The sequence below is a fragment of the Cryobacterium lactosi genome (assembly GCF_004403945.1).
Classification (GTDB): Bacteria; Actinomycetota; Actinomycetes; order Actinomycetales; family Microbacteriaceae; genus Cryobacterium; species Cryobacterium lactosi.
Window position 1 is genome coordinate 52,385 of record NZ_SOHM01000035.1, and the last position, 26,822, is coordinate 79,206.

Genomic DNA, 26,822 nt, shown 5'->3' on the forward strand with positions numbered 1-26,822 from the left:
AGGTCCTAGTCGTTCAGAGCTTTGTCGGCTATCGTGGCGGCCTTCTCGAGGGCGGACTTCGGATCGCCCTGCCCCTGCAACACATTGGAGATCGCTGATCCGATCGCCTCGGAGAGGCCGACGTATCCGGGGATCGTCGGGCGCGGCTGTTCGGCATTGACCATGTTCTCGGCCATCACGTCAAGTCCGGGGTAGGTCACGACCTGCTCCTTGAACGCGTCGGAGTCCACCTCGGAACTGCGCAGCGGCAGGTTGCCCACCTTGACGTTCCATCGTTCGTCCTGCGCTGCATCCGTGAGCCATTTGGTGAACTCGAAGGCCCAGTACTCACGGTTCTTGTCTTTGTGGTCGAACAGCGCCCAGATGTCGGCGCCGGATACTGTCTGGTGGTCACCGTCAGTTCCCGGCAGCTGCACGACGCCGTAGTCCGTGCCTGCGGTCTTGAAGTCGACAAGCTGCCACGGCCCTGACGTGATCATGCCGATTCGGTCGCTGGCGAACAGCTGCGCGAACTTGGTGTCGGTCTGATCGAGGTAGATGCTCTTGTCGTCGATGGCCATGTCGCGCAGGTTTGTGAGCGCGTCGACACCGGCCGTCGAGGCGATTTCGGACTTCGTGGAGTCGTCGCTCAGAATCGTGCCGCCGTTCTGCCAGAAGTGCGGCCAGAACTGCCAGGTGGTCTCCTCCGATCCCGACACCGAGTAGGCGTAGCCGTAGGTCTCGGTCGACGCATCCGTCAGCTGCTTCGCGGCGCTCCGGAAATCTTCCCAGCTCCAGTCGGAAGTCGGGTAGTCCACACCGGCGCCGTCGAACACGGTCTTGTTATAGATGAGGGAAAGATTGTCGACGATTGCCGGGAAGCCGATGGTCTTGGTCCCGGTAGGTTGCGCCGTGGCGCGTGCGGACGCGGAGAACTCGTCCCACTTCACGTCGGCTTCTGCGACCTGGTCGGTGATGTCAAGGGTGCGCCCCGAGGATTCCAGTTGCCCCGCCCACGACCCGAACGCATACGAGATGTCCGGGTATTTGTTGCCGGCGAATCCCGCGGAGAGTTTCTGCAACAGGTCCTCCGTGGAGGACGCTCCGGCCGAGACCTCGATTGTCACGTTGGGGTGGTCCGCCTCGTACTCCGCCACGAGTTCCTCGAGGACCTTCTGGGCTTGGTCGGTTTGGCCCGTCCACATCTCCAGCCGGACCTGCGCGTCGGGGTCGAGTTCCGTGGCGCCCTGGGCGGCGCCGCAGCCCGTGAGTGACACGATGAGGGCTGCCCCGAGCACCAGGCCGGACACCCGCCTCAGTGCGGTGCGGGGAAGGGTGCGCTTCATCATTGGATCCTCTTTCAGTTCGGGAGACAGTAGCGAATCGCGTGTCGGATCTAGCCGAGAACGATGGAGCGGGTGAGGTGTCGCGGGGTGTCCGGGTTCAGGCCGCGCAGTTCTGCGACGGCCACGGCGAGGCGCTGGGCCTGCGCGAGTTCGATGAGCGGGTCGTGGGAGCCGGTCACGACCTGCGCACCGACGGCCTCGATTTGTTCGACGAGGGTGTCATCGCTGCGTCCGATCGTCCAGACGAGTGACCCAGGTCCAGCGACGGCGAGCGGTCCGTGGCGGTAGTCGAGCAGCGGGTAGGACTCCGACCAGGCCTGTGCGGCCTCGCGAATCTTGAGTGCGGCCTCCTGGGCGAGGCCATAGGTCCACCCGCTGCCGAGGTAGACGAAGTGGCTGAGGAGGGAAACGTCGATCGGGAGCGGCCGTGCCAGCACCGCCTCTGCCTCGGCCGGCAGCGCGGAGACGTCCTCGCCGAACGCCGCACGGGCGAGCAGCAGGAAGGTGGTGGGGAATCGGGTCTGCACGACCGACTGTTCGTCAGCGAAATCCAAAAGGAGCACGTCGTCGGCGCCGGCAACGACGGGAGAATCGGCGACTCCGGTCACCGCTATGGTGCGCACGCCGGCCGGCACGGCACTGAGCGCCTCGAGAACCTCGGTCGTGGTGCCGGAGCGCGTGAGCGCGATGACGGAATCGTACCCGCGCCAGACCCGCGGTTCCGATGCATAGGCCGCATCGGTGATGCCGAGGCCTGCGCTCTCCCGGAGCGCCGCGAACGACTCGGCGACGAATGCGCTGGTACCGCATCCGATCACGAGCACACGCTCCCCTGGCCGCGCGAGGAGGGCGGTGGCGCGCTCGACGTGCGTGAGTGCCTCTCGCCAGATGCGCGGCTGGCTGTCGATTTCGCGGGCGGTAAGTGTCACGGGTGTCCTCCAGTTACGGCCGCCCGGATTGGCCGGAAAGCGTTCTGATGATCATCTCCCAAAATGAGCGAATAACAACTAGAATGTCCATATCGCTCACTCTGAGTGATTATCTACGGTGAGAGGATGCGCCACCTGTGCCTGATTGGGATGGAATCTCTGCCATGAGGCTGGCCGACTGGACCCCGCGCAGTCAACTGCGGGCAGCCGAGACGGTCCTGAACCGACCTGCATACGCGGCGATCGACATCCACAATCATTTGGGGCGTTGGCTCAGCGAGGGGGAGTGGATGGTCCCCGATGTTCAGGACCTCGTCGCGGTGCTGGACGAACACGGCGTCGAGACGATCGTCAATCTCGACGGCATGTGGGGCGATGAAGTGACCGCCAATGTCGAGCGCTATGACCGGGCGCACCCGGGGAGGTTCCTCACCTTCTGTCAGCTGGATTGGGCAGTGCTCGCCGAAACTTACGGTGTCGAGCGGCTGCTGAAGTCACTCGACGACAGCGCGTCGCGTGGCGCCCGCGGACTGAAGGTCTGGAAGAACCTGGGCCTGACCGTGCGGGATGCGGACGGATCGCTCATCCGGCCCGACGATGCCAGGGTTGTCACCGTGCTTCGACATGCCGGCACCCTCGGGCTGCCGGTTTTGATCCACACCGCGGATCCGATCGCCTTCTTCGACCCCGTCGACGCACACAACGAACGCATCGACGAACTCGCGACCGCTCGCGACTGGTGGTTCGGTGACCGGGACAGGCACCCGAGCTTCGACGAGCTGCTCGACGCGCATGCTGCCCTGGTGCTGGCCTGTGGGGGAACGACCTTCATCGGTGCGCATGTAGGCGGGGCGGCGGAGGACCTCGACAGGGTCGAGCGCCTGCTCGCCGCTGCCGACAACTACACAGTCGATATCGCCGGGCGAATCGCGGAGCTCGGCCGCCAGCCGCGACGCTTCGCCCGCTTGGTTGAGGGATTCCCCGATCGTGTCCTGTTCGGTACCGACGCGTATCCCGTGGCCGGGGAGCAGTATGCCCTGCACTACCGCTTCATCGAGACCGACGACGAGGGCTTCAGTTACGACCCCGGCAGCAGCATCCCTGGACAAGGCCGATGGGCCGTCTCCGCGCTCGATCTTCCGCCGCACCGCCTCGAGGCGTTGTACCGAGGCAACGCCAGGCGAGTGCTCGGTCTCGACTGACCTCAGGCTCCCAGTCGGGCGAAGGAGATCACCCGGCACAGCTGGGCCACGAGAGCGACCGTCGCGTCGCGGGCCCCGCGGCTGAATTTGCGAGGGTCGATCACGTCTGGCGCTGCGGCGAGGGAGGCTCGCAGTGCGGCGGTGCTCGCGATGTTCAGAGCGGTGCCGACATTGACCTTGCGGATGCCGGCTTCGACGGCCTGCCTGATCATGTCGTCGGCGATGCCCGACGAGCCGTGCAACACGAGCGGCACGGAGACACTGGTGGCCAGGCGTCCCACCAGGGCAACATCGATGACCGCCGAACGCTCGAGCATGGCGTGAGAGCTTCCCACGGCGACAGCCAGACCGTCGACGCCGGTCTGCTCGACGAAGGAGCGCGCCTCGTCGGGGTTCGTGCGCACTCCGGGAGCATGAGCGCCCTCCTTGCCGCCGATCGCGCCCAGTTCAGCCTCGACCCACAGCCCTGCAGCCTGAGCCTCCTCGGCGATACCGCGGGTGGCCCGGACATTCTCGCTGTAGTCGAGTCGCGACGCATCGAACATCAGCGAGCCGATGCCGAACTCCCCGGCTCGTGCCAGAATTCCCCGCACGAGGCCCACATCCTCGAGGTGGTCGAGGTGGATGCCGATCGGCACGGATGCTGCGTCTGCCAGCTCCCGACAGGCAGCGAGAATGGGCCACGGTGATCCGTGGAAGCGGATGGCGTTCTCGCTCAGCTGCAGGAGGGCGCCGGCGCCGGCCCTACTGGCCCCGGCCACGATCGACTCGGCGTGATCGAGGGTGATCACGTTGAAAGCAGCGACGGCTCCGCCGTCGGCCGAAGCCTGCGCTACGAGCCGACGCGTCGACGTGAGGCTCACACGCTGACCGTGCCCAGAATCTCCAGGCGCCCACCGAGTGCGCGTGGAAGTAAGTCGGCGTGCAGTTCGGTGAGTTCGTCGCACAGCGCCCAGATCTGCTCCGGAGTGAGGGTGGAGCTCGCGTTCGGATCCATCAGCACGGCCTGGCGCACCAGAAGGGGGTCTCCCGTGCGTGCGGCTTCGATCGTGAGGGCGGCGACGCCCAGGTAGGTGCGGTTGAGAGTGGCGCCGACCTCGGGGATTGAGCCGAACGGAAGCGGGTGCACCCCGTCGCGGTCCACGCGACTGGGCACCTCGACAACGGCGCCATGCTGCAGGTTGTCGATGAGCCCGATGTTGACCACGTTGGCATGGATGATGCGCTCGGTGCCCGTGAGCAGGGAGTGAATGATCTGCGGGGCGTACTCGGCGGCGCCGTCCTCCAGCTCAAGGTCCTGGCCGGCCGCGAGCAGCTCCTTCGCGTGCTCGAACTCCGCCACGTTCTCTTCTGAGATTCCGAGGTATTGAAGCGGTTCGATTCGGAAACGCTCGATCTGCTCATCGGAGCGCAGGAACCAGCCCAGGTACTCCGAGGAGTGTTCACTGGTCTCGGTCGGGTAATGGCCGACGCGCTTGAAGATCTCGACGCGGACGCGTCGCTGCAGTTCCGGATCGGCTGCGATCAGCTCACGCAATGCCGGATAGAGGTCAACGCCGTCTCGGCTCCACTCGAGCAGCCACGCCTGATGATTCACTCCGGCGGCACGGTAATGAGTGCCTTCCAGCGGCACTCCGATCAGCTCGCAGAGGTCGTTCACCGTCCAGTGCACGCTGTGGCAGAGGCCGACGACCTTGAGTTCAGGCGCCACGACCGACATCCACCACACGTTCATCGCCATCGGGTTCGTGTAGTTCAGGAACCAGGCGTCGGGGCAGAGCTCGAGCATGTCCTGCGCGATGCTTGAAAGCACCGGGAAGGTCCGGAGAGCGCGGAACACCCCGCCGACACCTGTGGTGTCGCCGATCGTCTGACGTAGGCCGTATCGGGCAGGAACCTCCAGGTCGATGCGGGTCGCGGCGATGCCCCCCACCTGAATCATATTGACGACCACATCGGCGCCCTCGAGTGCTTCACGGCGGTTCAGGGTGGCGACGACGGTAATGTCCCGGCCGAATCTACGGGTCACCTGCACCGCGGTGCCGTGTGCAACCGCCAGCCGGTCGGCATCGATGTCATGCAAGACGAGGGTGAACGCGGGGAGGTCGTCGAAGCGGGCCAGGTCAGCGACAAGCTGGCGGGTGAAGACGACGCTGCCGGCACCGAGGAAAACAATCTGTGTCATGCACTGATCTTGGGACGTACTGCACAGAGTACGCAACCGAATGAGCGTTTTATGTATAAAATGATCACTGCAGATGATCGGCTAGCGCCAGAATGGGGAAAACGTGAGTGCCTCGGACGAAAGTTCCTTCGCCGCCATCCAGGGCGGGTCGGCCAAGCGCGCCCAGCGAATGGTGGAAATCCTCGATCTTGTCGCCGCCCGCGGCCACGTGACCTTGGACGCCATGGCAGCAGAGTTGGGCATCTCTGCCGCAACAGCTCGTCGCGACCTCGCCGTACTCGCCGACCAGAAGCTCCTGATCCGAACTCACGGAGGCGCCACGTCGATAAGTCACGGCACCGAACTCCCCGTCGTCCTGCGCGACACCAAGTTCCAGGATGCGAAACGGCTCATCGCTCGCCGCACAGCTGCCCTCATCCCCCTCGAACGCCACGCCGTCGCCCTGAGCGGAGGGACCACGACCGCCGGGGTCGCGCGAGCGTTGGCCGGGCATCGGGAGCTCACCATCGTGACCAATTCTCTGACGATCGCGGGCCTCGTCACCCTGTACCCGCAGTTGAAAGTGATCATGACCGGCGGTGTCCTCCGGCCTCAGTCGCTCGAGCTTGTCGGGGTGCTTGCGGAGAACACGTTCAGCGCGGTCAACGTCGGCACTGCGATCCTCGGTGCCGACGGTGTGAGCGCTGCGGCAGGAGTGACGACCCACGATGAGACCGAGGCGCGAACCAACCATGCAATGGTCGCGAAGGCGCAGCGCACAATCGTCGTCGCCGACGGGTCAAAGATCGGCCGCGTTGCTCTGGCCCAGATGTCAGAGCTCGATCAGATCGATTTTCTGATCACCGACAGTTCCGCCGACGCCGTCGAACTCGACCGCATTCGGCAAGCCGGCGTCAGGGTGGTCCTCGCTGACACCGAATGAATGCGGGACACCGCATTCCGTCCATGGACCACCTCGATGATCGCCTGTGAGGGAAATATCGGCGGGCAGACACCGCCATAATCGAGGTATGACGAGCAATGATGCACATGAGGCCGCCCGCACCTCCATCCTCAGCGGACGAACGTCCCTGGGAATCGAGCTGGGGTCGACCCGCATCAAGGCCTGCCTGATCGGCGAGGACCTGTCCGAGGTCCTCGCCGTGGGCAGCCACGAGTGGGAGAACGAGTTCGTCGACCGGGTCTGGACCTACTCGCTCGAGGACGTGTGGTCCGGCATTCAGGCCGCGCACTCCGCCCTCATCGCCGACATCGACGCGAAGTACGGCATCCGGCCGGAGGGCTACGGCGCGATCGGCGTCTCGGCGATGATGCACGGCTACCTCGCATTCGATGCCGCGGGTGACCAGCTGGTGCCGTTCCGCACCTGGCGCAACACCACCACCGGGCCCGCGGCGGCCGAGCTGACCGAGCTGTTCGACGTGAACATCCCGCTGCGCTGGTCGATCGCCCACCTGCACCAGGCCGTCATCGACCACGAGCCGCACGTGCCGCAGATCGACTTCATCACCACCCTGGCCGGCTACGTGCACTGGCAGCTCACCGGCCGCAAGGTCCTGGGCGTCGGTGACGCGTCGGGCATGTTCCCCATCGACTCCGCCACCGGCGACTACGACGCCGAACTGCTCGCCCGCTACGACGGCCTGGTCGCCGAGTCCGCTCCCGACCTCATCCTGGCGGCGGTGCTGCCGAAGGTGCTCGTCGCCGGCGTACCGGCCGGTGACCTCACGGCGGCGGGTGCGGCGCTCCTCGACCCGACCGGTGCGCTGCGACCCGGCTCCGTGCTGTGCCCGCCAGAGGGCGACGCCGGCACCGGCATGGTCGCCACCTGCTCAGTCGCCCCGCGCACCGGCAACGTCAGCGCCGGCACCAGCATCTTCGCGATGGTCGTGCTCGAACGCCCGCTCACCAAGGTGCACCACGAACTCGACCTGGTCACCACCCCCGCCGGCGATCTTGTCGCGATGGTGCACTGCAACAACGGGGCAAGCGAGCTCGCCGCGTGGGCCGGGATGTTCGGCCGCTTCGCCGCGGCCAGTGGAAACCCCGTCTCCAGCGACGCGGTTTTCGACGCCCTGTTCCGTGAGGCGCTCGAGGGTGACGCGGATGCCGGCGGCCTGTTGGCCTACAACCACCTCGCCGGCGAGCCGATCGCCGGCCTTACCGAGGGCCGGCCGCTCTTCGTGCGCACCCCCGACAGCCGGCTCACCCTCGCCAACTTCATGCGCGCCCAGCTCTACGGCGTGTTCGGCACGCTCGCCCTCGGCATGCGTGTGCTCGCAGAGGAAGGCGTCGCACTCGATGCGATGTTCGCGCACGGTGGCCTGTTCCGCACCGCCGGTGTGGCCCAGCGCTTCCTCGCCGGAGCCCTGGACGCCCCGGTGTCCGTCGCCGAGACGGCGTCGGAGGGCGGTGCCTGGGGCATCGCTGTCCTGGCGTCCTACACGGCGGCCGCCGCATCCGGTGTGGACCTCGACCTGGACGGCTACCTGCGTGAGCGGGTGTTCGCCGGGCAGGAATTCGAGACCGTCGCCCCCGACCCCGTGGACGTCGCCGGTTTCTCGAGCTACCTCGACCGCTACGCCGCGGGCCTCGCCGTCGAACTGGCCGCCGTCGAAACGCTCTGACCGGATCGTCGAACAGGCAGTGGCCCTGCCGCGGCACGCGAGTTCCTGATCCACCGATGATGCTCTCCTACGACGGCGCCCTTCCCCAGCGTCCCCGCCGCGTGCTCGTGGCGGGGGTGTCCGGCACGGGCAAGACCACCCTCGCCGCACGAATCGCCGGGCTCACCGGCGGCGCCCACACCGAGATCGACGCACTGTTCCACGGCCCCAACTGGGTCCAGCGGCCGGACTTCCTCGACGACGTACGGGCCTTCATTGCCGCGGAATCCTGGACAACCGAGTGGCAGTACTCCGTGGCCCGCCCTCTTCTGGCCGAGTCAGCTGACCTGCTCGTGTGGCTCGACCTGCCGTTTCTGCGGGTGACTCTGCCGCGTGTCATCCGCCGCACCATCCGTCGCCGGGTTCACAGGGAGGCCTTGTGGAACGGTAACGTCGAGCCTCCCTTGCACACGGTGTTCACCGACCGTGAGCACATCGTGCGGTGGGCGGTCTCCACGCGGCGCAATTACCACCAGCGGGTGCCTCAGCTGGCGTTGGAGCATCCGCACTTGGTTGTCGTCAGGCTGCGATCGCAGCGCGAGGTCGAGCGCTGGCTGGCCGGAGCGCTCCGCGACGCTGTGCGCTAGTCCGGGCGAGGTGCGCCGTCACCACCAGAACGGTTCCTGGGTTGTGTAGGGAGCTTCCAGGCGCCGGATGTCGTCGGCCGTGAGCTCGAGGTCGAGGGCGGCCACGGCGTCAGTGAGGTGCGCGGCTTTGGTCGCTCCGACCACCGCGGCGCACACGGTGGGATTGTGGAGCACCCAGGCGAGAGCGATCGCTGCCATCGGCACGTTCCGCTCGGCGGCGATGCGCTCGACCGCGTCGATGATCGGAGCATCGAGGTCGCTGTCGAACGCCTTCGCGACGACGTCGACGGACTCGCGGTCGCTGGACTGTCCGCGGGGGCGGGCAAGCCGGCCCTTGCCATTGGGGGAGTACGGGACGAGTCCCACGCCGAGGTCCGAGCAGAGGGGGATCATCTCCCGTTCCTCCTCGCGTTTGAGGAGGTTGTACTGGTCCTGCATCGCCGAGAACGGGGTCCATCCGCCGAGCCTGGCCGCGGTCTGCAGCTTCGCGAACTGCCACGCGAACATCGACGATGCCCCGAGGTAGCGCACCTTGCCGGCGCGCACGAGGTCATCCAATGCCCTCATCGTCTCCTCGACGGGGGTGTCGGGGTCGAAGCGGTGCACGTAATAGACATCGATGTAATCGGTGCCGAGGCGGCTGAGCGAGGCGTCGACCTGCTCGAGGATCGCCGAGCGGGAGAGCCCGGATCCGCCGGGGCCGTCGTGCATCTTCCCGGAGACCTTGGTGGCCAGGACGATGTCCTCGCGGCGGCTGTACTCGCGGATGGCCCGGCCGATGAATTCTTCGCTGGTGCCCTGCTGGTAGACGTTCGCGGTATCCCAGAAGGTGATCCCGAGGTCAATCGCCTGGCGGAAGAATGGCGCGGACGCGGTCTCATCGAGGGTCCAGCTGTGCAGGCCCCTGCTGGGGTCGCCGTAACTCATGCAGCCCAGCGCGAGCCGGCTGACCTTCAGCCCGGTGGTTCCGAGGCGTGCGTGTTCCATGGTGATCTCCTTCGGGTTGCGGACGGGCCATCAGGCCTGGATGCCGGCCGTGGCCGCCCAACTTGCGAGGAGCCGCAGTGAGTCCTCGGTCGGGGTGCCGGCTTCGGCGGTATAGATGAGGAAGTTCAGTCCGGGCTGGTCCATCGGCTCCATCGCCTGGTAGACCATCCGCAGCTCGCCGACGATGGGATGGTGAAACACCTTCTCGCCGGAGGCGTGGTGGCGCACATTGTGGGCGCCCCACCGGGTGCGGAACTCGGCGCTCCGCGTCGACAGCTCCCCGACCAGGTCGTGCAGTGCCTTGTCATGAGGGTTGCGCCCCGCCTCGGTGCGCAGGATCGCCACGTTGATGTCTGCCGACATCGACCAGTTGGGGTAGAACCGCTCAGCACTCTCGCGGTGCAGAAACACGAACCTGGCGAGATTCACCGGTCGTTCCGGCATCGCATAGAGCTCGGAGTAGAGGGCTCGGAAGAGTGCGTTCTCGGCCAGCACGTCCATGCGGCCGTTCCGCACGAACGCTGGACCCGCGGTGACAGCGTCGAGCGCCAGCTGCATCACCGGCCGGATGGTCTGCGGTGCGGTTCGCCGGGCGGCGCGAACCGGTGACTCGTTCGCTGCGCGCGCGAGGTCGATCAGGTGAGCGCGCTCGGCCTTGTCCAGCAGCAGCGCGGTGGCGATCGCGTCGAGCACCGATTCGGAAGCTCCAGCCAGGTTGCCGCGCTCCAGGCGCGCGAAGTACTCCACGCTCACACCGGCCAGCATGGCGACCTCGGATCGGCGCAACCCCGGCACCCGACGGTTCGTCCCGGCAGGCAGCTGCACCTGCTCCGGCGTCACTCTGCTTCGACGCGAGGTCAAGAACTCGCGCACCTCGTTCCGGTTATCCACACCGATCACGCTAGCCGCGAGCGGTCACCCGTGGGGTTCCCTGCCAAGACACCTCAGGCGCCAACGGTCAAGCCGGCGAGCGGGCCGGCGTCATTGTGCGTCAGGGGATGAGCCCGGCGGCCTTTTTGACCCAGTCGAGAATCCACGGGATGATCTGACCGCCCTGCTCCACCCCGGCCTGGGCCACGGCGACCGCCGGGAACAGGCTGGTCGCCAGCGCGCAGAAGAGGGCGGCGACCGCGAGGGTCCAGGCCAGCGGCACGCTGCGCACCCGGGTGATGAGCGCGAGCAGGGCAAGGATCAGAACGAACCCGACGATCGTGGCCACGCTGATCGGGCCGACGGGGATGGGGACGAACCAGACCGCGCCGGCGCTGGCGCCGATCAGTCCCAGCAGCGGGATGAGAACAAGGCCGGCCAGGAGCAGGCTGCCCAGGACCCCGGCCCCGAGCGCGACCCACACGGCGCGCGGGCGGGCGGGGCCGCGGGACCGGGTCCACCGGGTCATGGGGTGACTCCGCACTTCGCGACTCCGCCCATCGTGACTCCGCACCTCGAAACTTCGCACATCCGGGGCGACCGCTCAGCGCACCCGTTGGTCGTGGCCGAGCCGTGCGCGCAGCCCCGAATGAATGGTGAGGCACGTGGCCGGGGCGTCACCGACAACCTGGGCGAGGTTGTCGATGAGGCGGCCGGCCTCCTCCATGATCAGGCGCGGCGAGACACCCTGCCGTGGGGTGACGCCCACGTGCAGCACGGGTTGGCGTTTCACCGTGAACGCACCGACGGTGGTACCGACCAGGTCGGGCCGCTTGTCCAGGGAGTGCTTCAGCGCCTCCGCGGCGAAGGACGTGTCGATCAGCAGCCGGTCCGACGACGCATCCTGTTCGCTGACCGGCTTGCGGTAGATCTCCCGGCTGCCGCCGCCGCCGACATTTGCGATGATCACCACCATCAGGATCACGACGAGCAGCAAGACCAGGACGGCGGCGAGGAGCCACCAGCTGAAGTCGGTGCCTGGCACCGGTGTGGCCGTGAGCGCGTCGGCCACCACGGTGTCGGTGATTGTGCGGGCATCATCCCATCGCGCGGCCCACCACGGCCAGAACTCCAGGGCGGCCGCGCCCGCGCCGGCGACCAGGAGGACCAGTCCGACGAGGAAGATGAAGACGCGGTTCAGCGCCCGGTTCGTATCGTTCATGAGCCGATCACTCCTGTCGTCTTGACGCGTACGGTGTGGCGCAAGGCGGGCCTGAGATCGTAGGAGCCGATCTCCTCTGCGACGGCGCTGCGGATCGCCGCGTCATCGACCGGGATTCCCGACGTCGGGGTGACCTCGACGACAGCCCGGCGGTGCGACACCGACACGGCGGCCTGGCCCTGGGGGAGTCGCGCGACGGTCTCGACGCGGCGGGCGATGCTCGAGGCGAGTACCCCGTTGTCCACGATCACCGCTCGGCCCTCGTGCATCATCTGATGCCGTGCCAACCGGCCGGACCGCACCGCGTGCACCATCAGCAGCAGGCCGACGAGTGCCAGCAGAGTGCCGCCGACGGTGATCGCCCACTGCGGTTGCAGGGTCGGCAGCGCCGCCACCCAGCCGAACGCATCCGCCGGCGTGGCCAGGAGCGGCGGTTGCCCGAGCATCCGCAGCACCAGTTCGGTGCCCAGGTAGATGCAGGCCAGGGCGATCACGCTCGCGAGCACGATAGTGGTCACGGTGCGCGGGGAGTGGGTCTCTCGCCGGACGATGCGTGCATACGGTGTCTTCATCGTGGTACCCGTCGTTCTTCGGTGATGTGTGCTCCGCGCACGCGGATATCCACCCGCCCCACCTGATTGCCCGTGATCCGGGTGGTCGTGGTGCGGATGTCGTTTTGCGCGTCGTCGAGACGCTGCAGGAGCGTGGTTCCGGCATGGCCGGGGCCGATGGTGCCCAGGTCGGGCATGCTGATCGGCGTGGCCACCTCAAGACCGAGTAGGCCATGGTCGTCCCGCAGCGTCACGGTGACCTGGCTGGGGTCCACGCCCAGGGACTCGGCGGAGACGGCCCTGGCGACGGTGTTCAGAGCCTGGGGTCGCACGGTGATGTGACCGGGATACCCCGGTCCGCCGGCCGGGAGGGTGCCCTCCCGGCCGGAAGCGTCGTGGCTGTCGGCTGGCATCAGGACGTGCGTTTTCCGCTCAGGGCGTTGGCAAGGCCACGCGGGTCGAGCTTGCCGTCAAGAAAACGCCCGATCAGAAGGCCGACGGCCATGAAGACGGCCACGAGGAGGAACCCCCAGAAGCCGAAGACGAGGGCCGCGAACGCGAGTGCCGCGCCGGCGGCGATGCCGGTGACGGTGGCGCTCATGAGACGCGCGCCTCCACCTGGTCGTCCTGGTCGTCGGTGGGCAGGTGCACGTCGTTCACGGCGACGTTCACCTCCACCACCTCCAGGCCGACCATGCCGGTGATGGCGTTGGTCACCTGGGTGCGCACGGCGTCGGCGACCTGCTGGATCGGGGCGGGGTATTCCACGACGATGGTGACGTCCACGGCGGCCTGGGTCTCGCCGACCTCGACCTTCACACCCTGGGTCAGATCGTCCTGGCCGACCGCGCCGCGAAGCGCTCCGAGCGCACGGGCCCCGCCGCCGCCCAGCGCGAAGACGCCGGGGACTTCGCGGGCCGCGATGCCGGCGACCTTGGAGACCACGCCGTCGGCGACGGTGTTCTTGCCGCGCGCTTCCCCGGTGGATGCGGATGCCGGTGCCACACGCGACGCGCTGTCGACTCGGGCCGATGGCACGGTCGTGGGGGCGGCGGTGGTGGGGCGGGTGTCTTCGTTGGCCATGGGAACGTCCTCGTTTTCTGTTGACGGGCCGGCCGGGCGAATCGCTGAGCCGGGGCGAGTGGATCGCCATATCCCTAAGTGGGGGCCAACAGGGAGTTCGTCACGAAATCGGTGGGATTTTTTCGTTCCTGTGCGGCGCTTTCCCAGCGAAGTCATCGGAATCCGCTCTGGTGGCCGTGCCCGGCACTATCGTGTTTCCCGTGAGCAGTCGCCGCAATCCCGGGTCGCAGTCGTCCCTGCGTGAGGCCAACCGTGCCCGCATTCTCGACGCGATCACCCACTACGGCGCTCTCACCCAGGTGGAACTGGCCGCGGTCACCGGACTGTCGCCGGCCACGGTCTCGAACATCGTCAAGGAGCAGGCTGCCACGGGGGTGCTGACGACCACACCCACATCGCGGAGCGGCCGCCGCGCGGTGCGGGTCACACTCGCCCGCGAGATGGGCCTGGTGGTGGGACTGCACGTGTCCAACCGGCAGCTGAGGCTGGCCCTGGCCGACGCCGGGCACCAGGTATTGGCCGAACGGATGCTGCCGTTGGCCCGCGACCACCGGGCCGACAGCGAACTCGACAGGGTGATGCTGCTCATCCAGGACATGGCCGAATCGGTCGGCGCCGGCCCGGGCGAGGTGCTCGCGGTGGGAGTGGGCCTGGCCGCGCCGGTCGACCCGCGCACCGGCATCATCGCCACCGCCGGCCTGCTGCGCGGCTGGGACGGTGTGCCCGTTGCCGAGGAGCTTCAGGCCCGGCTGCACCGACCGGTGTTCGTCGACAACGAGGCCAATCTCGGCGCGCTCGCCGAATACCGCATGGGCGCCGCCCAGGGCGTCCGGCAGGCGGCCTACCTGCGCGTGTCGCACGGCGTGGGCGCCGGCCTGATCGTCGACGGCCGGGTGTACCGCGGAGGCAGCGGCAAGGCCGGCGAAATCGGTCACCTCACCCTGGACGAGCAGGGCCTCGTCTGCCGGTGCGGCAACCGGGGCTGCCTGGAGACCCTGGTGGGGGCATCCGCCCTTGCGGCGCAGTTCCCGGGCAGCCACGGCGACGTGAAGCTCCGCGACATCGTGCTGCGCGCCGACGCCGGCGACGCCAGGGCCCGCCGGGTGATCGCAGACGCCGGCCGGCATCTCGGCGTCGCGCTGGCGGGCCTGAGCAACCTGATCGACCCGCACCGTATCGTGGTCGGCGGCGAACTGGCCGAAGCCGGCGAGATGCTGCTCAGCCCGCTCCGGCACGCGCTGGAGCGGTCGACCCTCGCCACCGTCTCCGGGGGACCGGAGGTGGTCAAGGGTGAGCTCGGCGAACGAGCCGAGGTACTCGGCGCCGTGCTCTTCGCCATCGACAGGGCCCAGATCTCGGCGGGCCGGCCCGAAGACGCCGTCCGCACCGTCGCCGGCGCCCCTGCCCCCGACATCCTGCCCGGAATCGGCGGAATCTTCCCGGTGCGCACCCCCGAAATATCGCCCGAAAGGGGCGGTCTGGCCTCTTGAGTTCAAGCCTTGACGGCATTTGGCACCGGGGGCATGCTCGTTACACCGCCAACGAGGGTGGTCACAGTAGGAGGCACATCATGAGAAAACCCAGGAAGCTCGCGCTCCTGGCGGTCGCTCTGATCATGACCGCAGGAACGTTGACCGCGTGCACATCGAACGGTTCCGACTCCGGCAGCACCGACGGTGGCGGCTCCGGTGACACCATCAAGATCGGCCTGCTCCTCCCCGAATCCAAGACCACCCGGTACGAGAGCTTCGACCGGCCGCTCTTCGAAGAGAAGCTCAAGTCCCTCGGAGACTACGAGATCATCTACGCCAACGCCGACCAGGATGCCGCCAAGCAGCAACAGCAGGCGGAATCAGCCCTCACCGAGGGCATCAAGGTGCTGGTGCTCGACCCCGTTGACGGGGCCGCTGCGGCCAGTATCGCCGAGTCCGCCGCCGCACAGGACGTGCCGGTGGTCTCCTACGACCGGCTGATCAAGAGCGACAAGGTCGACTACTACATCTCCTTCGACAACGAACAGGTGGGTGTGCTGCAGGGCACCGCCCTCGTCGACAGGCTCACCGAGGACGGCACCACATCGGGCCTGATCATGATCAACGGATCCCCGACCGACGCCAACGCGGCGGAGTTCAAGAAGGGCGCGCACTCGGTGATCGACCCCAGCGGCATCCCGATCCTCGCCGAATACGACACGCCCGACTGGAGCCCGGACAAGGCCCAGGAGTGGGCGGCCGGCCAGATCACCCAGTTCGGCACCGAGATGTCGGGCATCTACGCCGCCAATGACGGCACCGCCGGCGGTGCGATCGCCGCGGTGAAGGCCGCAGGCACCGAACCGATCCCGCCCGTGACCGGACAGGACGCCGAACTCGCCGCTATCCAGCGGATCGTCGCCGGCGACCAGTACATGACCGTCTACAAGGCCATCAAGCTCGAGGCCGAGAAGGCGGCGGAGGTCGCGCACCAGCTCGCCCAGGGTGATACCCCGGACCCGGACACGACATTCCAGGACATCCCCTCGACCTTGCTGACCCCGGTGGTCGTCACCGTCGACAACATCCAGGAAACCGTGATCGATGACGGCTTCTACACCGTCGACGAGATCTGCACCGACGAGTACGCCGACGCTTGCGCCGCGGCCGGGCTGCAGTAGCAGCCGCACGGCGCATCGAAACGGCCGGCCGGGACACCGCACCCACGATTCGGTTCCCGGCCGGCTCTCATCTCGAGCAGAGGATTCACAATGGCCGTGACGTCCACCCCGGAGGCGCCTGTTGGCGACCTCGTCCTGTCCTTGCGCGGAATCGACAAGAACTTCGGAGCCGTGCAGGCGCTCACCGACATCGACCTCGACATCTACAGCGGTGAGGTGGTCGCCCTCGTCGGCGACAACGGTGCCGGCAAGTCCACCCTGATCAAGATCCTGGCCGGGGTGCATCCGCAGGACGGCGGCACCATCAGTCACGACGGCAAGACGGTGTCGATCAACAACCCGGCCGACTCCAACAATCTAGGCATCGCGACCGTGTACCAGGACCTGGCGCTCTGCGACAACCTCGACGTGGTCGCCAACCTGTTCCTCGGCCACGAACTCGGGCGCGCCACCATCAACGAGGTCGAGATGGAAAAGCGGTCCTGGGGTCTGCTTCGGCAGCTCTCGGCCCGCATTCCGTCGGTGCGCATCCCGGTGGCCTCGCTCTCCGGCGGCCAGCGTCAGACCGTGGCGATCGCGAGGTCGCTGATCGGCGAACCGCGCATCGTCATCCTCGACGAACCCACAGCCGCCCTGGGCGTGGCACAGACTGCCGAGGTGCTCAACCTCATCGAACGGCTGCGGGAACGTGGCCTGGCCGTGGTGCTGATCAGCCACAACATGGCGGATGTGCAGGCCGTCGCCGACCGCATCGTGGTGTTGCGACTGGGCCGCAACAACGGCGAGTTCAAGGTGGCCGACGTCAGCTACGAGGACATCATCGCGGCGATCACCGGAGCCAGCGATAACGCCGTCACCCGTCGCGCCCAGGCGCGGGTGGACTCCGCCGACGCCACTGCTGCGGCGGCGACGGCCACCGACACCGAACTCCCCAAGGAGGAACGGCCATGACGACCCCGACTTCAACCCCGCCGCCTGCCGGCGCCGACGACACCGCCCCGCCCACCGAAACGGTTCGGCTGGCCGCCGTCGCGGCAGATCTTCAGGACGAACGCCTGATCCAGCCGCACGGCATCGGCGGTACCGTGCGTGCCTTCGGCAAACGGGTACGGTCCGGCGACATCGGTTCGCTGCCCGTCGTGATCGGCCTGATCGTGATCTGGGTGGTGTTCTCGCTGCTGAACCCGAACTTCCTCTCCAGCACCAACCTCGTCAACCTCACCCTCCAGTGCGCCGCCGTCGGCACCATCTCCGTCGGCATCGTGCTGGTGCTTCTGCTGGGCGAGATCGACCTGTCGGTCGGGTCGGTCAGCGGCCTGTCCGCGGCCATCCTGGCGGTCAGTTTTGTCAACCTCGGCTGGCCCCTTCCCGTGTCCCTGTTGGCCTCGCTGCTGGCGGGTATGGTGATCGGTCTGCTCTACGGGTTCCTGTACACCCGGTTCGGGGTACCCAGCTTCGTCATCACCCTGGCGGGTCTGCTCGGTTTCCTGGGGCTGCAGTTGTGGGTGCTCGGTTCGACGGGGTCGATCAACATCCCCTTCGACTCCTGGATCGTGCAGTTCGCCCAGCAGTGGTTCCTGCCCGACTGGCTCTCCTACGTGCTGGTGGTTCTCACAGCGCTGGCCTATGCGGCGCAGTTGTTCGTCACCGCCAACCGCCGGGCCGCGGCGGGACTCTCCGCCGTGCCTGCCACGTCGATCGTGGTGCGCAGCGTGTTCCTGCTCGTGGTGCTCGGCGTACCTGCCTGGTACCTCAACCAGACCCGCGGGGTCGGGGCCATGTTCCTGCTGTTCCTGGTGCTCGTGGTGGTGATGAACTTCTTCCTCACCCGCACCAAGTGGGGCCGGTCGGTCTACGCTGTCGGCGGCAACGTCGAGGCCGCCAGACGCTCGGGTATCAACGTCACCGGGGTCTACCTCTCGGTGTTCATGCTCTGCTCCACCTTCGCGGCCCTCGGCGGCATCCTCGCCGCCGGCCGGCTGGCGGCGGCGAACCAGGGCTCGGGCGGCGGTGACACCAACCTCAACGCCATCGCCGCGGCGGTGATCGGCGGCGCGAGCCTGTTCGGTGGCCGCGGCAGCGCGTTCTCCGCCCTGCTCGGCATCCTGGTGATCCAGTCGATCTCCAGCGGCCTCACCCTGCTCAATCTGGACTCGTCGATCCGGTACATGATCACCGGCGCGGTGCTGCTGCTCGCGGTCATCGTCGACTCCCTGTCGCGCCGCACCCGGGTGTCGCACGGTAGAGCCTGACCGCCTCCCGCCCGGGGCCGGGCGGAGGCGGCAGAAAAGGCGGTGATTCTCATACCTACACGGCAGCGGAGCCGGACGGCGGCGGGATCACCGTCTTTGGTGTGCCCGCCCCTGCTGTACCCCGCCTTGCCGCGAAGTGCCCCTTCGACCGCTCCGAAGGGGCACAATTCGGCAACTCGGCCCACGGGGAAGGTGCTCAGTGGTGCTTAGGAAGCCAGCTCAGCGGCGTCGCGCAGGAGGTCGGCGGCTGCGTCGTCACCGTGCGAGGCCAGCGCCACCACCTCGCCGATGACCACAACGGCGGGGGAGCGTACCCCGGCGTGGGTCGCGAGGGCGCCGATGGTGTCCAGCCGGCCGATTGTGGTGCGCTGGTCGTGTGCGAACCCGCGCTCCACGATCGCGACGGGTATGTCGCTGCGCATGCCCAGCCGGGCGAGGCCGGCGACCAGCTGCTGCAGGGTGCCGATGCCCATCAGCACCACGATGGTGCCGTCCAGGCCGACCAGGTGGGTCAGCTCAGCGTCGCTGATCGGGGCATGACCGGAGATCACAGTGAACAGGTGGCTCACCTCACGATGCGTGACGGGGATGCCCGCCGCGGCCGGCACAGCGATCGCGCTCGTCACCCCCGAGATCACGGTCACTGGCACACCGGCGGCGCGGCAGGCGAGAACCTCTTCGCCGCCCCGGCCGAACACGAACGGGTCGCCGCCTTTCAGCCGAACGACCGTGAGGCCGGCCAAGGCCGAGGCCACCATCATCCGCTCGGCGTCACGCTGCGGTATCGCGTGATGGCCCGGAGCCTTACCGACGTCGACGTGTTCGGCGCCGGGCGCCCAGTCGCCCAACCGGTCGGTCGGGCCCAGCCGATCGTAGTAGACGATATCGGCGGCCTTCAGCGCCGCCATGGCTCCCACCGTGAGCAGTTTCTCCAGCCCTGGGCCACCGCCGACGAGCGTGACCGATCCGATCGGGGCGGTCGAGGCCGGGGCCTCCCGGGTCAACCAGGTACGGTTCGTGGCGCAGGCCGCCGCGATGACGGCCTCCGCGTGTGGGCTGGTCTCCACGACGGCGACCAGATCCACCGCGGCGATGAGCGCGTTCCACGCGCCGATCGACCGAGGGAACGTCGGAGCGAGCACCCCGGGCACCGCCCGCGCGGCTGGCACACCGGCGCCGGCCACCGCACCGGGCGCGACCAGGTGGTACACGGTCGCCCCCGTGGCCAGGTAGCGCGCCAGAACGCGCCGCGACGCGTGCGCGCCGCCCACGACGAGTACCCGTTTTCCGGTGTAATCCAGGCCGAGCTGCACGGGCTACTCAGCGCCGGTCGCCGGGACGCGGGAGATGTCGACGCCGTCGATACTCACCGGGATGCGGCGGCCGGTGCGCCGGATCGACCCGGCAATGGTGGCGTGGTCACGCTCGTCGGGCCGGGCCGGGCGCGGCTGGTCGCGCTCGATGACCTGCAGGAGCGACGGGTCGGGGGTGTCGGAGTTGACGAACGGACGGAACCGGCGCAGTCGCTCCGGGTCGGCCAGCGTGGCCGCCCACTCGTCTTCGTACACGTCGACGTGGGCGGCCATGGCCGCCTCGAGGTCGGCGGCGATGCCCAGGGAGTCGTTCACGACCACGTCGCGCACGTGGTCGATGCCGCCCTCGAGGTCTTCCTGCCAGCGAGCGGTGCGCTGCACGCGGTCGGCGGTGCGGATGTAGTACATCAGGTAGCGGTCGATGTACTGCACCAGGGTGGCCTCGTCGAGGTCCTTGGCCAACAGCACGGCGTGCACCGGCTGGAAGCCACCGTTGCCGCCGACGTAGAGGTTCCAGCCGAGTTCGGTGGCGATCACGCCGATGTCCTTGCCGCGGGCTTCGGCGCACTCGCGGGCGCAGCCGGAGACACCGATCTTGAACTTGTGCGGCGAGCGCAGCCCGCGGTAGCGGTTCTCCAGCATGATCGCCAGGGCCACGGAGTCCTGCACGCCGAAGCGGCACCAGGTCGACCCGATACACGATTTCGCCGTGCGCAGGCTCTTGCCGTAGGCCTGACCGGATTCGAAGCCGGCGTCCACGAGGGCGCGCCAGATATCCGGCAGCTGGTCGAGACGGGCACCGAACAGGCCGATTCGCTGGGCGCCGGTGATCTTGGTGTACAGGTTGAATTCGGCCGCGACCTGACCGATCACGATGAGCTTTTCCGGGGTGATCTCCCCTGCGGGGATGCGGGGCACCACCGAGTAGCTGCCGTCCTTCTGCATATTGCCGAGGGCCCGGTCGTTGGTGTCCTGCAGTCCGCCACGGCCGGCATCCAGGATGTAGGCGGAGGACTGCGACGCCAGAATGGAGGCGATGGTGGGCTTACAGACGTCGCAGCCGAGGCCGGTGCCGAAGCGTTCCATGATCTGGTCGAACGAGCTCAGCTGCAGCACCCGTACCGACTCGAACAGTTCGCTGCGGCCGATCGAGATGTGCTCGCAGAGTGCCTTCGAGATCTCCAGGCCCGCGTTGGTCAGCTCGTTTTCGAGCACCTTCTTGAGCAGCGGCACGCACGAGCCGCACTGGGTGCCGGCCCGGGTGCAGGCTTTGAGGGCGCCGAGCTCGGTGACGGGGTCTCCGTGATCGCCCCGGATGGCGGCGCGCACGGTACCGAAGGAGACGTCGTTGCAGGAACACAACTGGGCGTCATCGGGCATGTCCGAGCTGGACGGCAGTTCGGCGCCGGAGGCGGAGAGGTACGCGCCGGGTTCGGTGGGCAGTTCCCGGCCGAGCAGCGGGCGCAGCGACAGATACGGTGACGCGTCACCGACGAAGATGCCACCGAGGAGGGTCTTGGCATCGTGGGAGACGACGACTTTCTGATAGAGGCCGCGGGCGGGGTCGGCATAGACCACCTCGAGGGCGCGCTCACCGGTGCCGAAGGCGTCACCGAAGCTGGCCACCTCCACACCGGAGAGCTTGAGCTTGGTGGCGTCGTCGATGCCGGGGAACACAGCCTCACCGCCGTTGATCCGGTCGGCGACGACCTCGGCCATCGCGTTCGCGGGGGCGACGAGTCCGATGCAACGGCCGTCGACGCTGGCGACCTCGCCGATCGCCCAGATGCCGGGAATCGAGCTGGCGCAGTCGTCACCGATCACGATGCCGCCGCGCGGGCCGATCTCCAGGCCCGCCGCGCGGGCCAGTTCGTCACGCGCCCGGATGCCGATGGACCAGACGATCAGGTCGGCGTTGATCTGGCGATCGTCGTCAAGAGTGAGGCCGAGCACCTGGCCGGTCTCGGCGACGAGGATCTCGGTGGGCCGGTGGCCCAGCTCGAGGGCGATGCCCTGCGCGTCGATCAGGCGGCCGAGCGCCATGCCCGCGCCCTGGTCCAGCTGGGTGGGCATCAGCCAGGTGGCGCCATCCACGATGGTGGTGTTCGCGCCGAGACGTTGCACGCCGCCGGCAGCCTCGAGCCCGAGCAGCCCGCCGCCGATCACGGTGACGTTCGCGGGCCGGCCGAACTTCGCCTTCAGACGAGTGGTCTCGCTGACCAGGAAGTCGACGTCTTCGATGGTGCGGTAGACCACACCGCTGGCCGCACCGGGTACCGGCGGCACGAAGGCGCTCGAGCCGGTGGCGAAGACCAGATCGTCGTAGGAGAGAACATCGCCGGAGTCGAGGGTCACGGTCTGCGCCGCGGTATCCACGGCGGTGACGCGGCTGCCGCCGCGGTAATGCACGTACTCGGACTGCCAGAACGCCGGGTCGCCCAGGGTCAGGTCCTCGGGGCCGTCCAGGCGGTGCGAGAGCGACACCCGATCGTAGGGAAGGTGCACCTCTTCGCCGATGACCGTGACATCGATAGGGCGTGCGTCGGGGCCGGCGGCACGAGCGCGGGCATCCATCGCCTCGGCGAACCTGTGGGCGGCCGGGCCGCCGCCGATCACAAGGACGCGGCGGTGCTGGTGGGTGGTGTTCAGTGTCATCGCGGCACCTCTCGGGATTGGTCTGGCCGCGTGTTCCCAACGCCGCATGCGGCATCGCGCCGACCTGTCTAGCGTCTGTCTATTCAGTCAGTTCCATGAGGCGCCGGGGAGAGTCCTTGGTCCCACCGAAACGACGGGGGGTCTGGGTACCCTGGAATGGCGCCGGCCTGCGGGACGGGTGCCGAAACCTCGAGGGACATCATGCTGAATACAGAAGGCACCACGGCCACCCGCCGGGTCGACGCCGCCACCGGATGGGCGAGTGTGTGCGAACTCGCTCAGCTCGAACCGCTCTGGGCCGAGGCAGCCCTGGTCGATGGTGAACAGCTCGCCCTCGTGCGGATGCCCGATGGCACCGTCTACGCCGTGTCCAACCAGGATCCCGCGACCGGATCGTTCGTGATGTGCCGCGGTATCGTCGGCTCGCACGGGGACAGGGACACCCTCACATCGCCGTTGCACAAGCAGGTTTACGACCTCGGCACCGGCGAGTGCTTCAGCACCCCGGACCTCGCCCTGCGCACCTTCGCCGTGCGCGTGGAGAGCGGTGTTGTGCAGGTACGACTCAGCGCCGCGACCGCCGCCGGGACCGCCGCAGCGTGATGCCCACCGTGCCGGTGAAGGATGCCGCGCCGGATGCCGCGCCGCTGTTGCTGGCCGCCTCGCACGGGTCCCGCAGCCCAGCCGCCCAGCACGCCGTGCTCGCCCTCGTCGACGCGGTGACCCGCCGCCTGACCGCCACCGAACCGGCCGTCGACGTGGTCGGCGGGTTCGTCGATGTGCAGCAGCCCGATGTGCCGCACTGCCTGGCGGCCGCTGAGCCCGGCCGGGCCGCCGTCATCGTTCCGCTGCTGGTCTCCGCCGGATATCACGTGAGGTTCGACCTCGCGAACGCTGTGACCGGCGCCCAGCCACGATCGGTGGTCGTCACCGATGCCCTCGGTCCCGATGAGCGCCTGGCGGGAATTGTCGCTCACCGTCTCGCCGAGAGCGGCCTGGGCGCGGGGGACCGGGTGGTGCTGGCCGCGGCGGGGTCCAGCGACGCGAATGCCGTGGCCGATTGCCGCACAGCCGGCGACCAGCTCGCCGCGCTGATCGGTCGCGAGGTGACGGTGGCGTTCATCGCTGCCGCCGAGCCGCGCCTGGCGGATGCCGTGGCTGCGGTGCGCCGGGAATCGCCGGGCGCCCGCGTGGTCGTGGCGAGCTATCTCCTTGCGCCAGGCACCTTCGCAGGCTTGGCCCGCGAGGCCGGCGCCGATGTGGTCAGCGCGGAATTGCTGGTTGACGGTGAGGAGCCGCCCGCCGCGCTCGTGGACATCATCGTTGACAGATACCGGGCCGCCGTGGCGGCCCTTGCCGCTATCAGCGCCGGCTAGCCCCCGCGCCCTAGACCTCGAGGCCGTCGCGGACGATCGTCTGCCCGGCCGGCCAGTCGCTGAACGGCGCCGTCACCGGCAGCACCATCGCGGGGCCCGTGAAGGTCTCCGGGCGCATCGACGTGTCGATCATGCGGGTGGTCTGGCCCCCAGCCTGCCGCCAGCCGCCGGATGCATAGAACGGCACCACAGCGGGGGCGCAGGTGAGGAAGCCGAACGGCAGGCCCTGGGCCTGAAGTTGGGTCGCAGCCTCGGCGAGCAATCGGCGGCCGAGCCCGGTGCCCTGGTAGTCGGGGTCGACGCCGACCAGGCCCACGTCGCCGACCAGCTGGGAACCGCCGGACTCGAGGCGCAGCATCCGGCGCACGAAGCCGAGGTGAGCAACCGGCCGGCCGGCGTCGTAGCCGATCACCCGGGCTTCCGGGCGGGCGCCCATCCAGCTGCGGGTACCGACAAAGACAGCTTCCTGCTCCGGGTAATACCGGCCGAACAAGACCGCCAGAGCGGTGTGGTCGTCGGCCGAGAGATCGGCTTCCCAGCGCAAGGTCCACTCGATGTCAGCCATCGCGCCAGCCTAACCGGCGGCCCGTGAGGTGCCCGTAAAGGCGGAGAAATTCGGGACACGCCGTCTTGCGGGGCCGCCGGGGCGGCGTGTCGGACATTTCTCCGCCTTTAGGGCGGGTCACAACGAGTTAACCGGCCGCAGCCGCGTGCTCGGCCTGCACCTGCGCCGCCCGGGCGCGCAGGGCGTCGACGACGGTGCGCACGGCCAGTCGCTCGGCGCGGTCGGGGCGCATCAAGGCGACGATCTGCCGTTCGGAGTCCAGCCCGCGCAACGGCTTGAGCACCATCCGTCCCGGCTGGTTTCCACTGGAGGTATAGCGGGGAACCAGAGCGATGCCGAGCCCTGCCATGATGAACGATTCGATGAGCCGGATGTCGGCGAACCGCTGCGTGATCCGGGCCCGGCTACCGGTCTGCAGCTCAATGTCGTGCAGGACGCGTTCGAAGGCGTAGTCGACCGGCACGCCGATCCAGGTTTCTCCGACAACGTCGCCGGCCCCGAGCGAGACCCGACCGGCCAGACGGTGGTCGGCCGGCAGTCCCACGTCGAGGGGCTCCGTCATCAACGGCACCGAGGTGAGGCCGCGGCCACCCCAGGTGAGCTGGCCGCGCATGCTGTGCGCCAGGACGATGTCGTAGTCCGAGGTGAGCGCCGGGAAGTCGCTCAGGTCCGGGTCCATGTCGGTGCAGTGCACCGTCAGGCCCTCGTGGCTGGCCAGGTCCTGCAGCACGCCGGGCAGCAGCATCTGCCCGGCGGTCGGAAACGTCACCAGGCTCACGTCTCCGGTGGCCGTGTTGCGGAAGGTATCCCAGACCGCCGTCGCTCGCTCAAGCGCGACCGCGATGTCGGTGGCGCTGGCGGCCAGCGCCCGGCCGGCATCCGTGAGCACGAGACCGCGTCCGCTGCGTTCGGTCAGCGGCAAACCGGCTTCGCGTTCGAGTACTTTCAGCTGCTGGGACACCGCCGACGGGGTGCGATGGGTGGCCAGCGCAACCGCCGTCACGCTCCCGCGTTCGGCCAGTTCGCGGAGCAATTCGAGGCGTTGCACATCCATGAAGCCAGCCTACATAGTCACTGCAGAACTATGTGATTGTGCTGAATGGTTGTTGGTGGTCTGATGAAGACGTCGGTTACCGGGCACAAGCCCGCAATAACACGGCCATTCACTTCCCTCGAAAGGCACGACCGTGTTTGTTTTCATGATCCTCATCTCCCTTGTTGCCGCTGGTTCCATCGTCGGCACCGTCGTGGCTGTGAACAAGGATGGCTACGGCCGGGCTCCCGAGCGCAAGTTCGTTCGCAGCTTCTAATCTCGCCCTCCCGCGCATGCCTGCACCGTGCACGGGGCGCGGAAGCGCGTGTTGGCCTAAAGTAGCTCTGTGATGGATACCCGCAGAAAACTCATCGACTACATTTCGGCCGACGCCGTCTTCCACGGCGACTTCACCCTCACCAGCGGCAAGAAGGCCACCTACTACGTCGACCTTCGCAAGGTCAGCCTCGACCACCGGGTCGCGCCGCTGATCGGCCAGGTCATGATCGACCTGATCAAGGACATCCCGGATGTCGTGGCCGTCGGCGGCATGACCATGGGCGCCGACCCCGTAGCGACCGCGATCCTGCACCAGGGCGCCGCCCGCGGCCTCGCCTATGACGCCTTCGTCGTGCGCAAGGAGCCCAAGGACCACGGCCGCGGACGCCAGGTCGAAGGCCCCGACCTCGCCGGCAAGCGGGTCATCGTGCTCGAGGACACCTCGACGACCGGCGGGTCGCCACTGGCCGCCATCGAGGCGCTGCTCAAGGTGGGCGCCATCATCGCCGGTGTCGCCGTGGTCGTGGACCGCAGCACCGGCGCCCGCGAAATCATCGAGGCGGCCGGATACCCGTACTACGCGGCCATCGGACTCGAGGACCTGGGACTGAGCTGATGCCAGACCACAAGGGCGGTGACGACGACAAGGACCTTGGCCTCGACTGGCTCGCGGCCCAGCTGAACGCCGACGGCAGCAGCAAGTCCGCCGACGAGTCCGACGAGGGCGACGGCGCGGCGGATGCCCGCCCCGACTCCGCTCCCACCGTCGCCCTTCCCGTCGCACCGGCTGCCGACCCGCCAGCGCCTCGGCCGGCCAGCCCGGCCCCCGAGCGGTCCGACTCCCCGGCGTCCGAAACGGATGCCGCCCCGGCCGGCAACGTCACCGCCCCCGTCGAGTCCGCACCGGCGCCCGGCGGCTTCCGCTGGGGTCTCACTCCGACCATCCAGCCCGATCCGGCCGTCGACTCCGCCCGGCGCACGCCGCCGTCGGCCAAGGCCACCCCCGCCGAGCCCGCTACACCCACGCCTGCCGCCGCGCCGCCCGTTGCCGCCCCGCCCGTTGCGGCGGTCACGCCCGCTGCCGCCCCG

The 26,822-nt window shown here is 68.3% G+C and carries 28 protein-coding genes and 1 pseudogene; 13 read left to right on the top strand and 16 right to left on the bottom strand.

The features are described 5' to 3' along the window. Window positions 1-5 precede the first annotated feature (5 nt). Both E3T61_RS17505 and E3T61_RS17510 read right to left on the bottom strand, forming a co-directional pair. Entirely contained in the window at window positions 6-1,328 is a 1,323-nt protein-coding gene (locus E3T61_RS17505) for an ABC transporter substrate-binding protein (protein ID WP_241992652.1), read from the bottom strand. A gap of 47 nt (window positions 1,329-1,375) precedes the next feature. Next, on the bottom strand, window positions 1,376-2,254 hold the full coding sequence (locus tag E3T61_RS17510) for an SIS domain-containing protein (RefSeq protein ID WP_134642142.1): 879 nt from the start codon (window positions 2,252-2,254) through the stop codon (window positions 1,376-1,378). A 164-nt stretch (window positions 2,255-2,418) separates the two neighbouring features. Between E3T61_RS17510 and E3T61_RS17515 the strand changes: the two genes are divergently transcribed. Further along, complete coding sequence (locus E3T61_RS17515; RefSeq protein ID WP_134642143.1) at window positions 2,419-3,456, top strand: amidohydrolase family protein; 1,038 nt, start codon at window positions 2,419-2,421, stop codon at window positions 3,454-3,456. Between the two features lie 2 nt (window positions 3,457-3,458). Here E3T61_RS17515 and E3T61_RS17520 read toward each other — a convergent pair whose 3' ends face one another. Continuing rightward, window positions 3,459-4,319 (bottom strand): class II fructose-bisphosphate aldolase, encoded by an 861-nt coding sequence (locus tag E3T61_RS17520; protein WP_134642144.1) that lies wholly within the window; start codon window positions 4,317-4,319, stop codon window positions 3,459-3,461. Then, entirely contained in the window at window positions 4,316-5,641 is a 1,326-nt protein-coding gene (melA, locus tag E3T61_RS17525) for an alpha-galactosidase (RefSeq protein ID WP_134642145.1), read from the bottom strand. Before melA ends, E3T61_RS17520 begins: the two co-directional genes overlap by 4 nt. Window positions 5,642-5,744: 103 nt before the next feature. Between melA and E3T61_RS17530 the strand changes: the two genes are divergently transcribed. From E3T61_RS17530 to E3T61_RS17540, 3 genes are all read left to right on the top strand, one after another. Then, window positions 5,745-6,563 (top strand): DeoR/GlpR family DNA-binding transcription regulator, encoded by an 819-nt coding sequence (locus E3T61_RS17530; RefSeq protein WP_241992653.1) that lies wholly within the window; start codon window positions 5,745-5,747, stop codon window positions 6,561-6,563. An 88-nt stretch (window positions 6,564-6,651) separates the two neighbouring features. After that, window positions 6,652-8,268, top strand: a complete 1,617-nt coding sequence (locus E3T61_RS17535) for a xylulokinase (RefSeq protein ID WP_134642146.1) — start codon at window positions 6,652-6,654, stop codon at window positions 8,266-8,268. A 59-nt stretch (window positions 8,269-8,327) separates the two neighbouring features. Next, a complete protein-coding gene (locus tag E3T61_RS17540) occupies window positions 8,328-8,894 on the top strand; it encodes a P-loop NTPase family protein (RefSeq protein ID WP_174777043.1) in 567 nt (188 codons plus the stop codon). A gap of 18 nt (window positions 8,895-8,912) precedes the next feature. Here E3T61_RS17540 and E3T61_RS17545 read toward each other — a convergent pair whose 3' ends face one another. The 8 genes from E3T61_RS17545 to E3T61_RS17580 all read right to left on the bottom strand — a co-directional run bounded on the left by E3T61_RS17545 (window position 8,913) and on the right by E3T61_RS17580 (window position 13,607). Next, window positions 8,913-9,881, bottom strand: a complete 969-nt coding sequence (locus tag E3T61_RS17545) for an aldo/keto reductase (RefSeq protein WP_134642147.1) — start codon at window positions 9,879-9,881, stop codon at window positions 8,913-8,915. Window positions 9,882-9,911: 30 nt separating this feature from the next. Then, window positions 9,912-10,772, bottom strand: coding sequence for a helix-turn-helix transcriptional regulator (locus E3T61_RS17550; RefSeq protein ID WP_134642148.1), 861 nt, complete (start codon window positions 10,770-10,772; stop codon window positions 9,912-9,914). 100 nt (window positions 10,773-10,872) lie between these two features. Further along, window positions 10,873-11,280, bottom strand: coding sequence for a hypothetical protein (locus E3T61_RS17555; RefSeq protein ID WP_134642149.1), 408 nt, complete (start codon window positions 11,278-11,280; stop codon window positions 10,873-10,875). A 75-nt stretch (window positions 11,281-11,355) separates the two neighbouring features. Continuing rightward, window positions 11,356-11,973, bottom strand: a complete 618-nt coding sequence (locus E3T61_RS17560; protein ID WP_134642150.1) for a hypothetical protein — start codon at window positions 11,971-11,973, stop codon at window positions 11,356-11,358. Further along, a complete protein-coding gene (locus E3T61_RS17565) occupies window positions 11,970-12,545 on the bottom strand; it encodes a DNA/RNA endonuclease G (RefSeq protein ID WP_134642151.1) in 576 nt (191 codons plus the stop codon). The genes E3T61_RS17560 and E3T61_RS17565 overlap by 4 nt, the downstream gene beginning before the upstream one ends. Further along, window positions 12,542-12,937, bottom strand: coding sequence for a hypothetical protein (locus tag E3T61_RS17570; RefSeq protein WP_134642152.1), 396 nt, complete (start codon window positions 12,935-12,937; stop codon window positions 12,542-12,544). The genes E3T61_RS17565 and E3T61_RS17570 overlap by 4 nt, the downstream gene beginning before the upstream one ends. Further along, window positions 12,937-13,125 carry a DUF2273 domain-containing protein gene (locus tag E3T61_RS17575; RefSeq protein ID WP_134642153.1) on the bottom strand — a complete coding sequence of 63 codons (189 nt, stop codon included), beginning with the start codon at window positions 13,123-13,125 and terminating at the stop codon, window positions 12,937-12,939. The genes E3T61_RS17570 and E3T61_RS17575 overlap by 1 nt, the downstream gene beginning before the upstream one ends. Next, a complete protein-coding gene (locus E3T61_RS17580) occupies window positions 13,122-13,607 on the bottom strand; it encodes an Asp23/Gls24 family envelope stress response protein (RefSeq protein ID WP_134642154.1) in 486 nt (161 codons plus the stop codon). Before E3T61_RS17580 ends, E3T61_RS17575 begins: the two co-directional genes overlap by 4 nt. Window positions 13,608-13,807: 200 nt before the next feature. Here E3T61_RS17580 and E3T61_RS17585 point away from each other — a divergent pair, with 200 nt between their 5' ends. From E3T61_RS17585 to E3T61_RS17600, 4 genes are all read left to right on the top strand, one after another. After that, entirely contained in the window at window positions 13,808-15,097 is a 1,290-nt protein-coding gene (locus E3T61_RS17585; RefSeq protein WP_241992654.1) for an ROK family transcriptional regulator, read from the top strand. 80 nt (window positions 15,098-15,177) lie between these two features. After that, window positions 15,178-16,260, top strand: coding sequence for a sugar ABC transporter substrate-binding protein (locus E3T61_RS17590; protein ID WP_134642156.1), 1,083 nt, complete (start codon window positions 15,178-15,180; stop codon window positions 16,258-16,260). 90 nt (window positions 16,261-16,350) lie between these two features. Continuing rightward, the gene (locus E3T61_RS17595; RefSeq protein ID WP_134642157.1) at window positions 16,351-17,211 is read left to right on the top strand and encodes an ATP-binding cassette domain-containing protein; all 861 of its coding nucleotides are present in this window, start codon (window positions 16,351-16,353) and stop codon (window positions 17,209-17,211) included. Further along, window positions 17,208-18,512: a sugar ABC transporter permease gene (locus E3T61_RS17600; RefSeq protein WP_134642158.1), complete on the top strand. Its 1,305-nt coding sequence runs from the start codon at window positions 17,208-17,210 to the stop codon at window positions 18,510-18,512. Before E3T61_RS17595 ends, E3T61_RS17600 begins: the two co-directional genes overlap by 4 nt. A gap of 206 nt (window positions 18,513-18,718) precedes the next feature. Here E3T61_RS17600 and cobA read toward each other — a convergent pair whose 3' ends face one another. Next, window positions 18,719-19,825 (bottom strand): uroporphyrinogen-III C-methyltransferase, encoded by a 1,107-nt coding sequence (gene cobA / locus E3T61_RS17605; protein ID WP_134642159.1) that lies wholly within the window; start codon window positions 19,823-19,825, stop codon window positions 18,719-18,721. A 3-nt stretch (window positions 19,826-19,828) separates the two neighbouring features. Next, entirely contained in the window at window positions 19,829-22,480 is a 2,652-nt protein-coding gene (gene nirB / locus E3T61_RS17610) for a nitrite reductase large subunit NirB (protein ID WP_134642160.1), read from the bottom strand. A gap of 201 nt (window positions 22,481-22,681) precedes the next feature. Here nirB and nirD point away from each other — a divergent pair, with 201 nt between their 5' ends. Further along, window positions 22,682-23,083, top strand: a complete 402-nt coding sequence (nirD, locus tag E3T61_RS17615; RefSeq protein WP_134642161.1) for a nitrite reductase small subunit NirD — start codon at window positions 22,682-22,684, stop codon at window positions 23,081-23,083. Then, on the top strand, window positions 23,083-23,856 hold the full coding sequence (locus E3T61_RS17620) for a sirohydrochlorin chelatase (RefSeq protein ID WP_134642172.1): 774 nt from the start codon (window positions 23,083-23,085) through the stop codon (window positions 23,854-23,856). The genes nirD and E3T61_RS17620 overlap by 1 nt, the downstream gene beginning before the upstream one ends. A 10-nt stretch (window positions 23,857-23,866) precedes the next feature. Here E3T61_RS17620 and E3T61_RS17625 read toward each other — a convergent pair whose 3' ends face one another. Beyond that, on the bottom strand, window positions 23,867-24,421 hold the full coding sequence (locus E3T61_RS17625) for a GNAT family N-acetyltransferase (protein ID WP_134642162.1): 555 nt from the start codon (window positions 24,419-24,421) through the stop codon (window positions 23,867-23,869). Between the two features lie 127 nt (window positions 24,422-24,548). Continuing rightward, window positions 24,549-25,475 carry a LysR family transcriptional regulator gene (locus E3T61_RS17630; RefSeq protein WP_134642163.1) on the bottom strand — a complete coding sequence of 309 codons (927 nt, stop codon included), beginning with the start codon at window positions 25,473-25,475 and terminating at the stop codon, window positions 24,549-24,551. Window positions 25,476-25,608: 133 nt separating this feature from the next. Here E3T61_RS17630 and E3T61_RS22500 point away from each other — a divergent pair, with 133 nt between their 5' ends. The 3 genes and pseudogenes from E3T61_RS22500 to E3T61_RS17640 all read left to right on the top strand — a co-directional run. Further along, window positions 25,609-25,731 carry a hypothetical protein gene (locus tag E3T61_RS22500; RefSeq protein WP_255455707.1) on the top strand — a complete coding sequence of 41 codons (123 nt, stop codon included), beginning with the start codon at window positions 25,609-25,611 and terminating at the stop codon, window positions 25,729-25,731. A 72-nt stretch (window positions 25,732-25,803) separates the two neighbouring features. Beyond that, the gene (gene pyrE, locus E3T61_RS17635; protein WP_134642164.1) at window positions 25,804-26,349 is read left to right on the top strand and encodes an orotate phosphoribosyltransferase; all 546 of its coding nucleotides are present in this window, start codon (window positions 25,804-25,806) and stop codon (window positions 26,347-26,349) included. Beyond that, window positions 26,349-26,822, top strand: a pseudogene (locus E3T61_RS17640) (hypothetical protein); the annotation flags it as partial. The gene pyrE and the pseudogene E3T61_RS17640, both read left to right, overlap by 1 nt.

What these genes read in the sequence shown, in the direction of transcription:
- E3T61_RS17505 (WP_241992652.1), bottom strand. Translation starts at nt 1,328, where the DNA reads ATGATGAAGCGCACCCTTCCCCGCACCGCACTGAGGCGGGTGTCCGGC.
- E3T61_RS17515 (WP_134642143.1), top strand. Translation starts at nt 2,419, where the DNA reads ATGAGGCTGGCCGACTGGACCCCGCGCAGTCAACTGCGGGCAGCCGAG.
- melA (WP_134642145.1), bottom strand. Translation starts at nt 5,641, where the DNA reads ATGACACAGATTGTTTTCCTCGGTGCCGGCAGCGTCGTCTTCACCCGC.
- E3T61_RS17535 (WP_134642146.1), top strand. Translation starts at nt 6,652, where the DNA reads ATGACGAGCAATGATGCACATGAGGCCGCCCGCACCTCCATCCTCAGC.
- E3T61_RS17540 (WP_174777043.1), top strand. Translation starts at nt 8,328, where the DNA reads ATGCTCTCCTACGACGGCGCCCTTCCCCAGCGTCCCCGCCGCGTGCTC.
- E3T61_RS17545 (WP_134642147.1), bottom strand. Translation starts at nt 9,881, where the DNA reads ATGGAACACGCACGCCTCGGAACCACCGGGCTGAAGGTCAGCCGGCTC.
- E3T61_RS17555 (WP_134642149.1), bottom strand. Translation starts at nt 11,280, where the DNA reads ATGACCCGGTGGACCCGGTCCCGCGGCCCCGCCCGCCCGCGCGCCGTG.
- E3T61_RS17560 (WP_134642150.1), bottom strand. Translation starts at nt 11,973, where the DNA reads ATGAACGATACGAACCGGGCGCTGAACCGCGTCTTCATCTTCCTCGTC.
- E3T61_RS17565 (WP_134642151.1), bottom strand. Translation starts at nt 12,545, where the DNA reads ATGAAGACACCGTATGCACGCATCGTCCGGCGAGAGACCCACTCCCCG.
- E3T61_RS17570 (WP_134642152.1), bottom strand. Translation starts at nt 12,937, where the DNA reads ATGCCAGCCGACAGCCACGACGCTTCCGGCCGGGAGGGCACCCTCCCG.
- E3T61_RS17575 (WP_134642153.1), bottom strand. Translation starts at nt 13,125, where the DNA reads ATGAGCGCCACCGTCACCGGCATCGCCGCCGGCGCGGCACTCGCGTTC.
- E3T61_RS17580 (WP_134642154.1), bottom strand. Translation starts at nt 13,607, where the DNA reads ATGGCCAACGAAGACACCCGCCCCACCACCGCCGCCCCCACGACCGTG.
- E3T61_RS17590 (WP_134642156.1), top strand. Translation starts at nt 15,178, where the DNA reads ATGAGAAAACCCAGGAAGCTCGCGCTCCTGGCGGTCGCTCTGATCATG.
- E3T61_RS17595 (WP_134642157.1), top strand. Translation starts at nt 16,351, where the DNA reads ATGGCCGTGACGTCCACCCCGGAGGCGCCTGTTGGCGACCTCGTCCTG.
- E3T61_RS17600 (WP_134642158.1), top strand. Translation starts at nt 17,208, where the DNA reads ATGACGACCCCGACTTCAACCCCGCCGCCTGCCGGCGCCGACGACACC.
- nirB (WP_134642160.1), bottom strand. Translation starts at nt 22,480, where the DNA reads ATGACACTGAACACCACCCACCAGCACCGCCGCGTCCTTGTGATCGGC.
- nirD (WP_134642161.1), top strand. Translation starts at nt 22,682, where the DNA reads ATGCTGAATACAGAAGGCACCACGGCCACCCGCCGGGTCGACGCCGCC.
- E3T61_RS17620 (WP_134642172.1), top strand. Translation starts at nt 23,083, where the DNA reads ATGCCCACCGTGCCGGTGAAGGATGCCGCGCCGGATGCCGCGCCGCTG.
- E3T61_RS17625 (WP_134642162.1), bottom strand. Translation starts at nt 24,421, where the DNA reads ATGGCTGACATCGAGTGGACCTTGCGCTGGGAAGCCGATCTCTCGGCC.
- E3T61_RS17630 (WP_134642163.1), bottom strand. Translation starts at nt 25,475, where the DNA reads ATGGATGTGCAACGCCTCGAATTGCTCCGCGAACTGGCCGAACGCGGG.
- pyrE (WP_134642164.1), top strand. Translation starts at nt 25,804, where the DNA reads ATGGATACCCGCAGAAAACTCATCGACTACATTTCGGCCGACGCCGTC.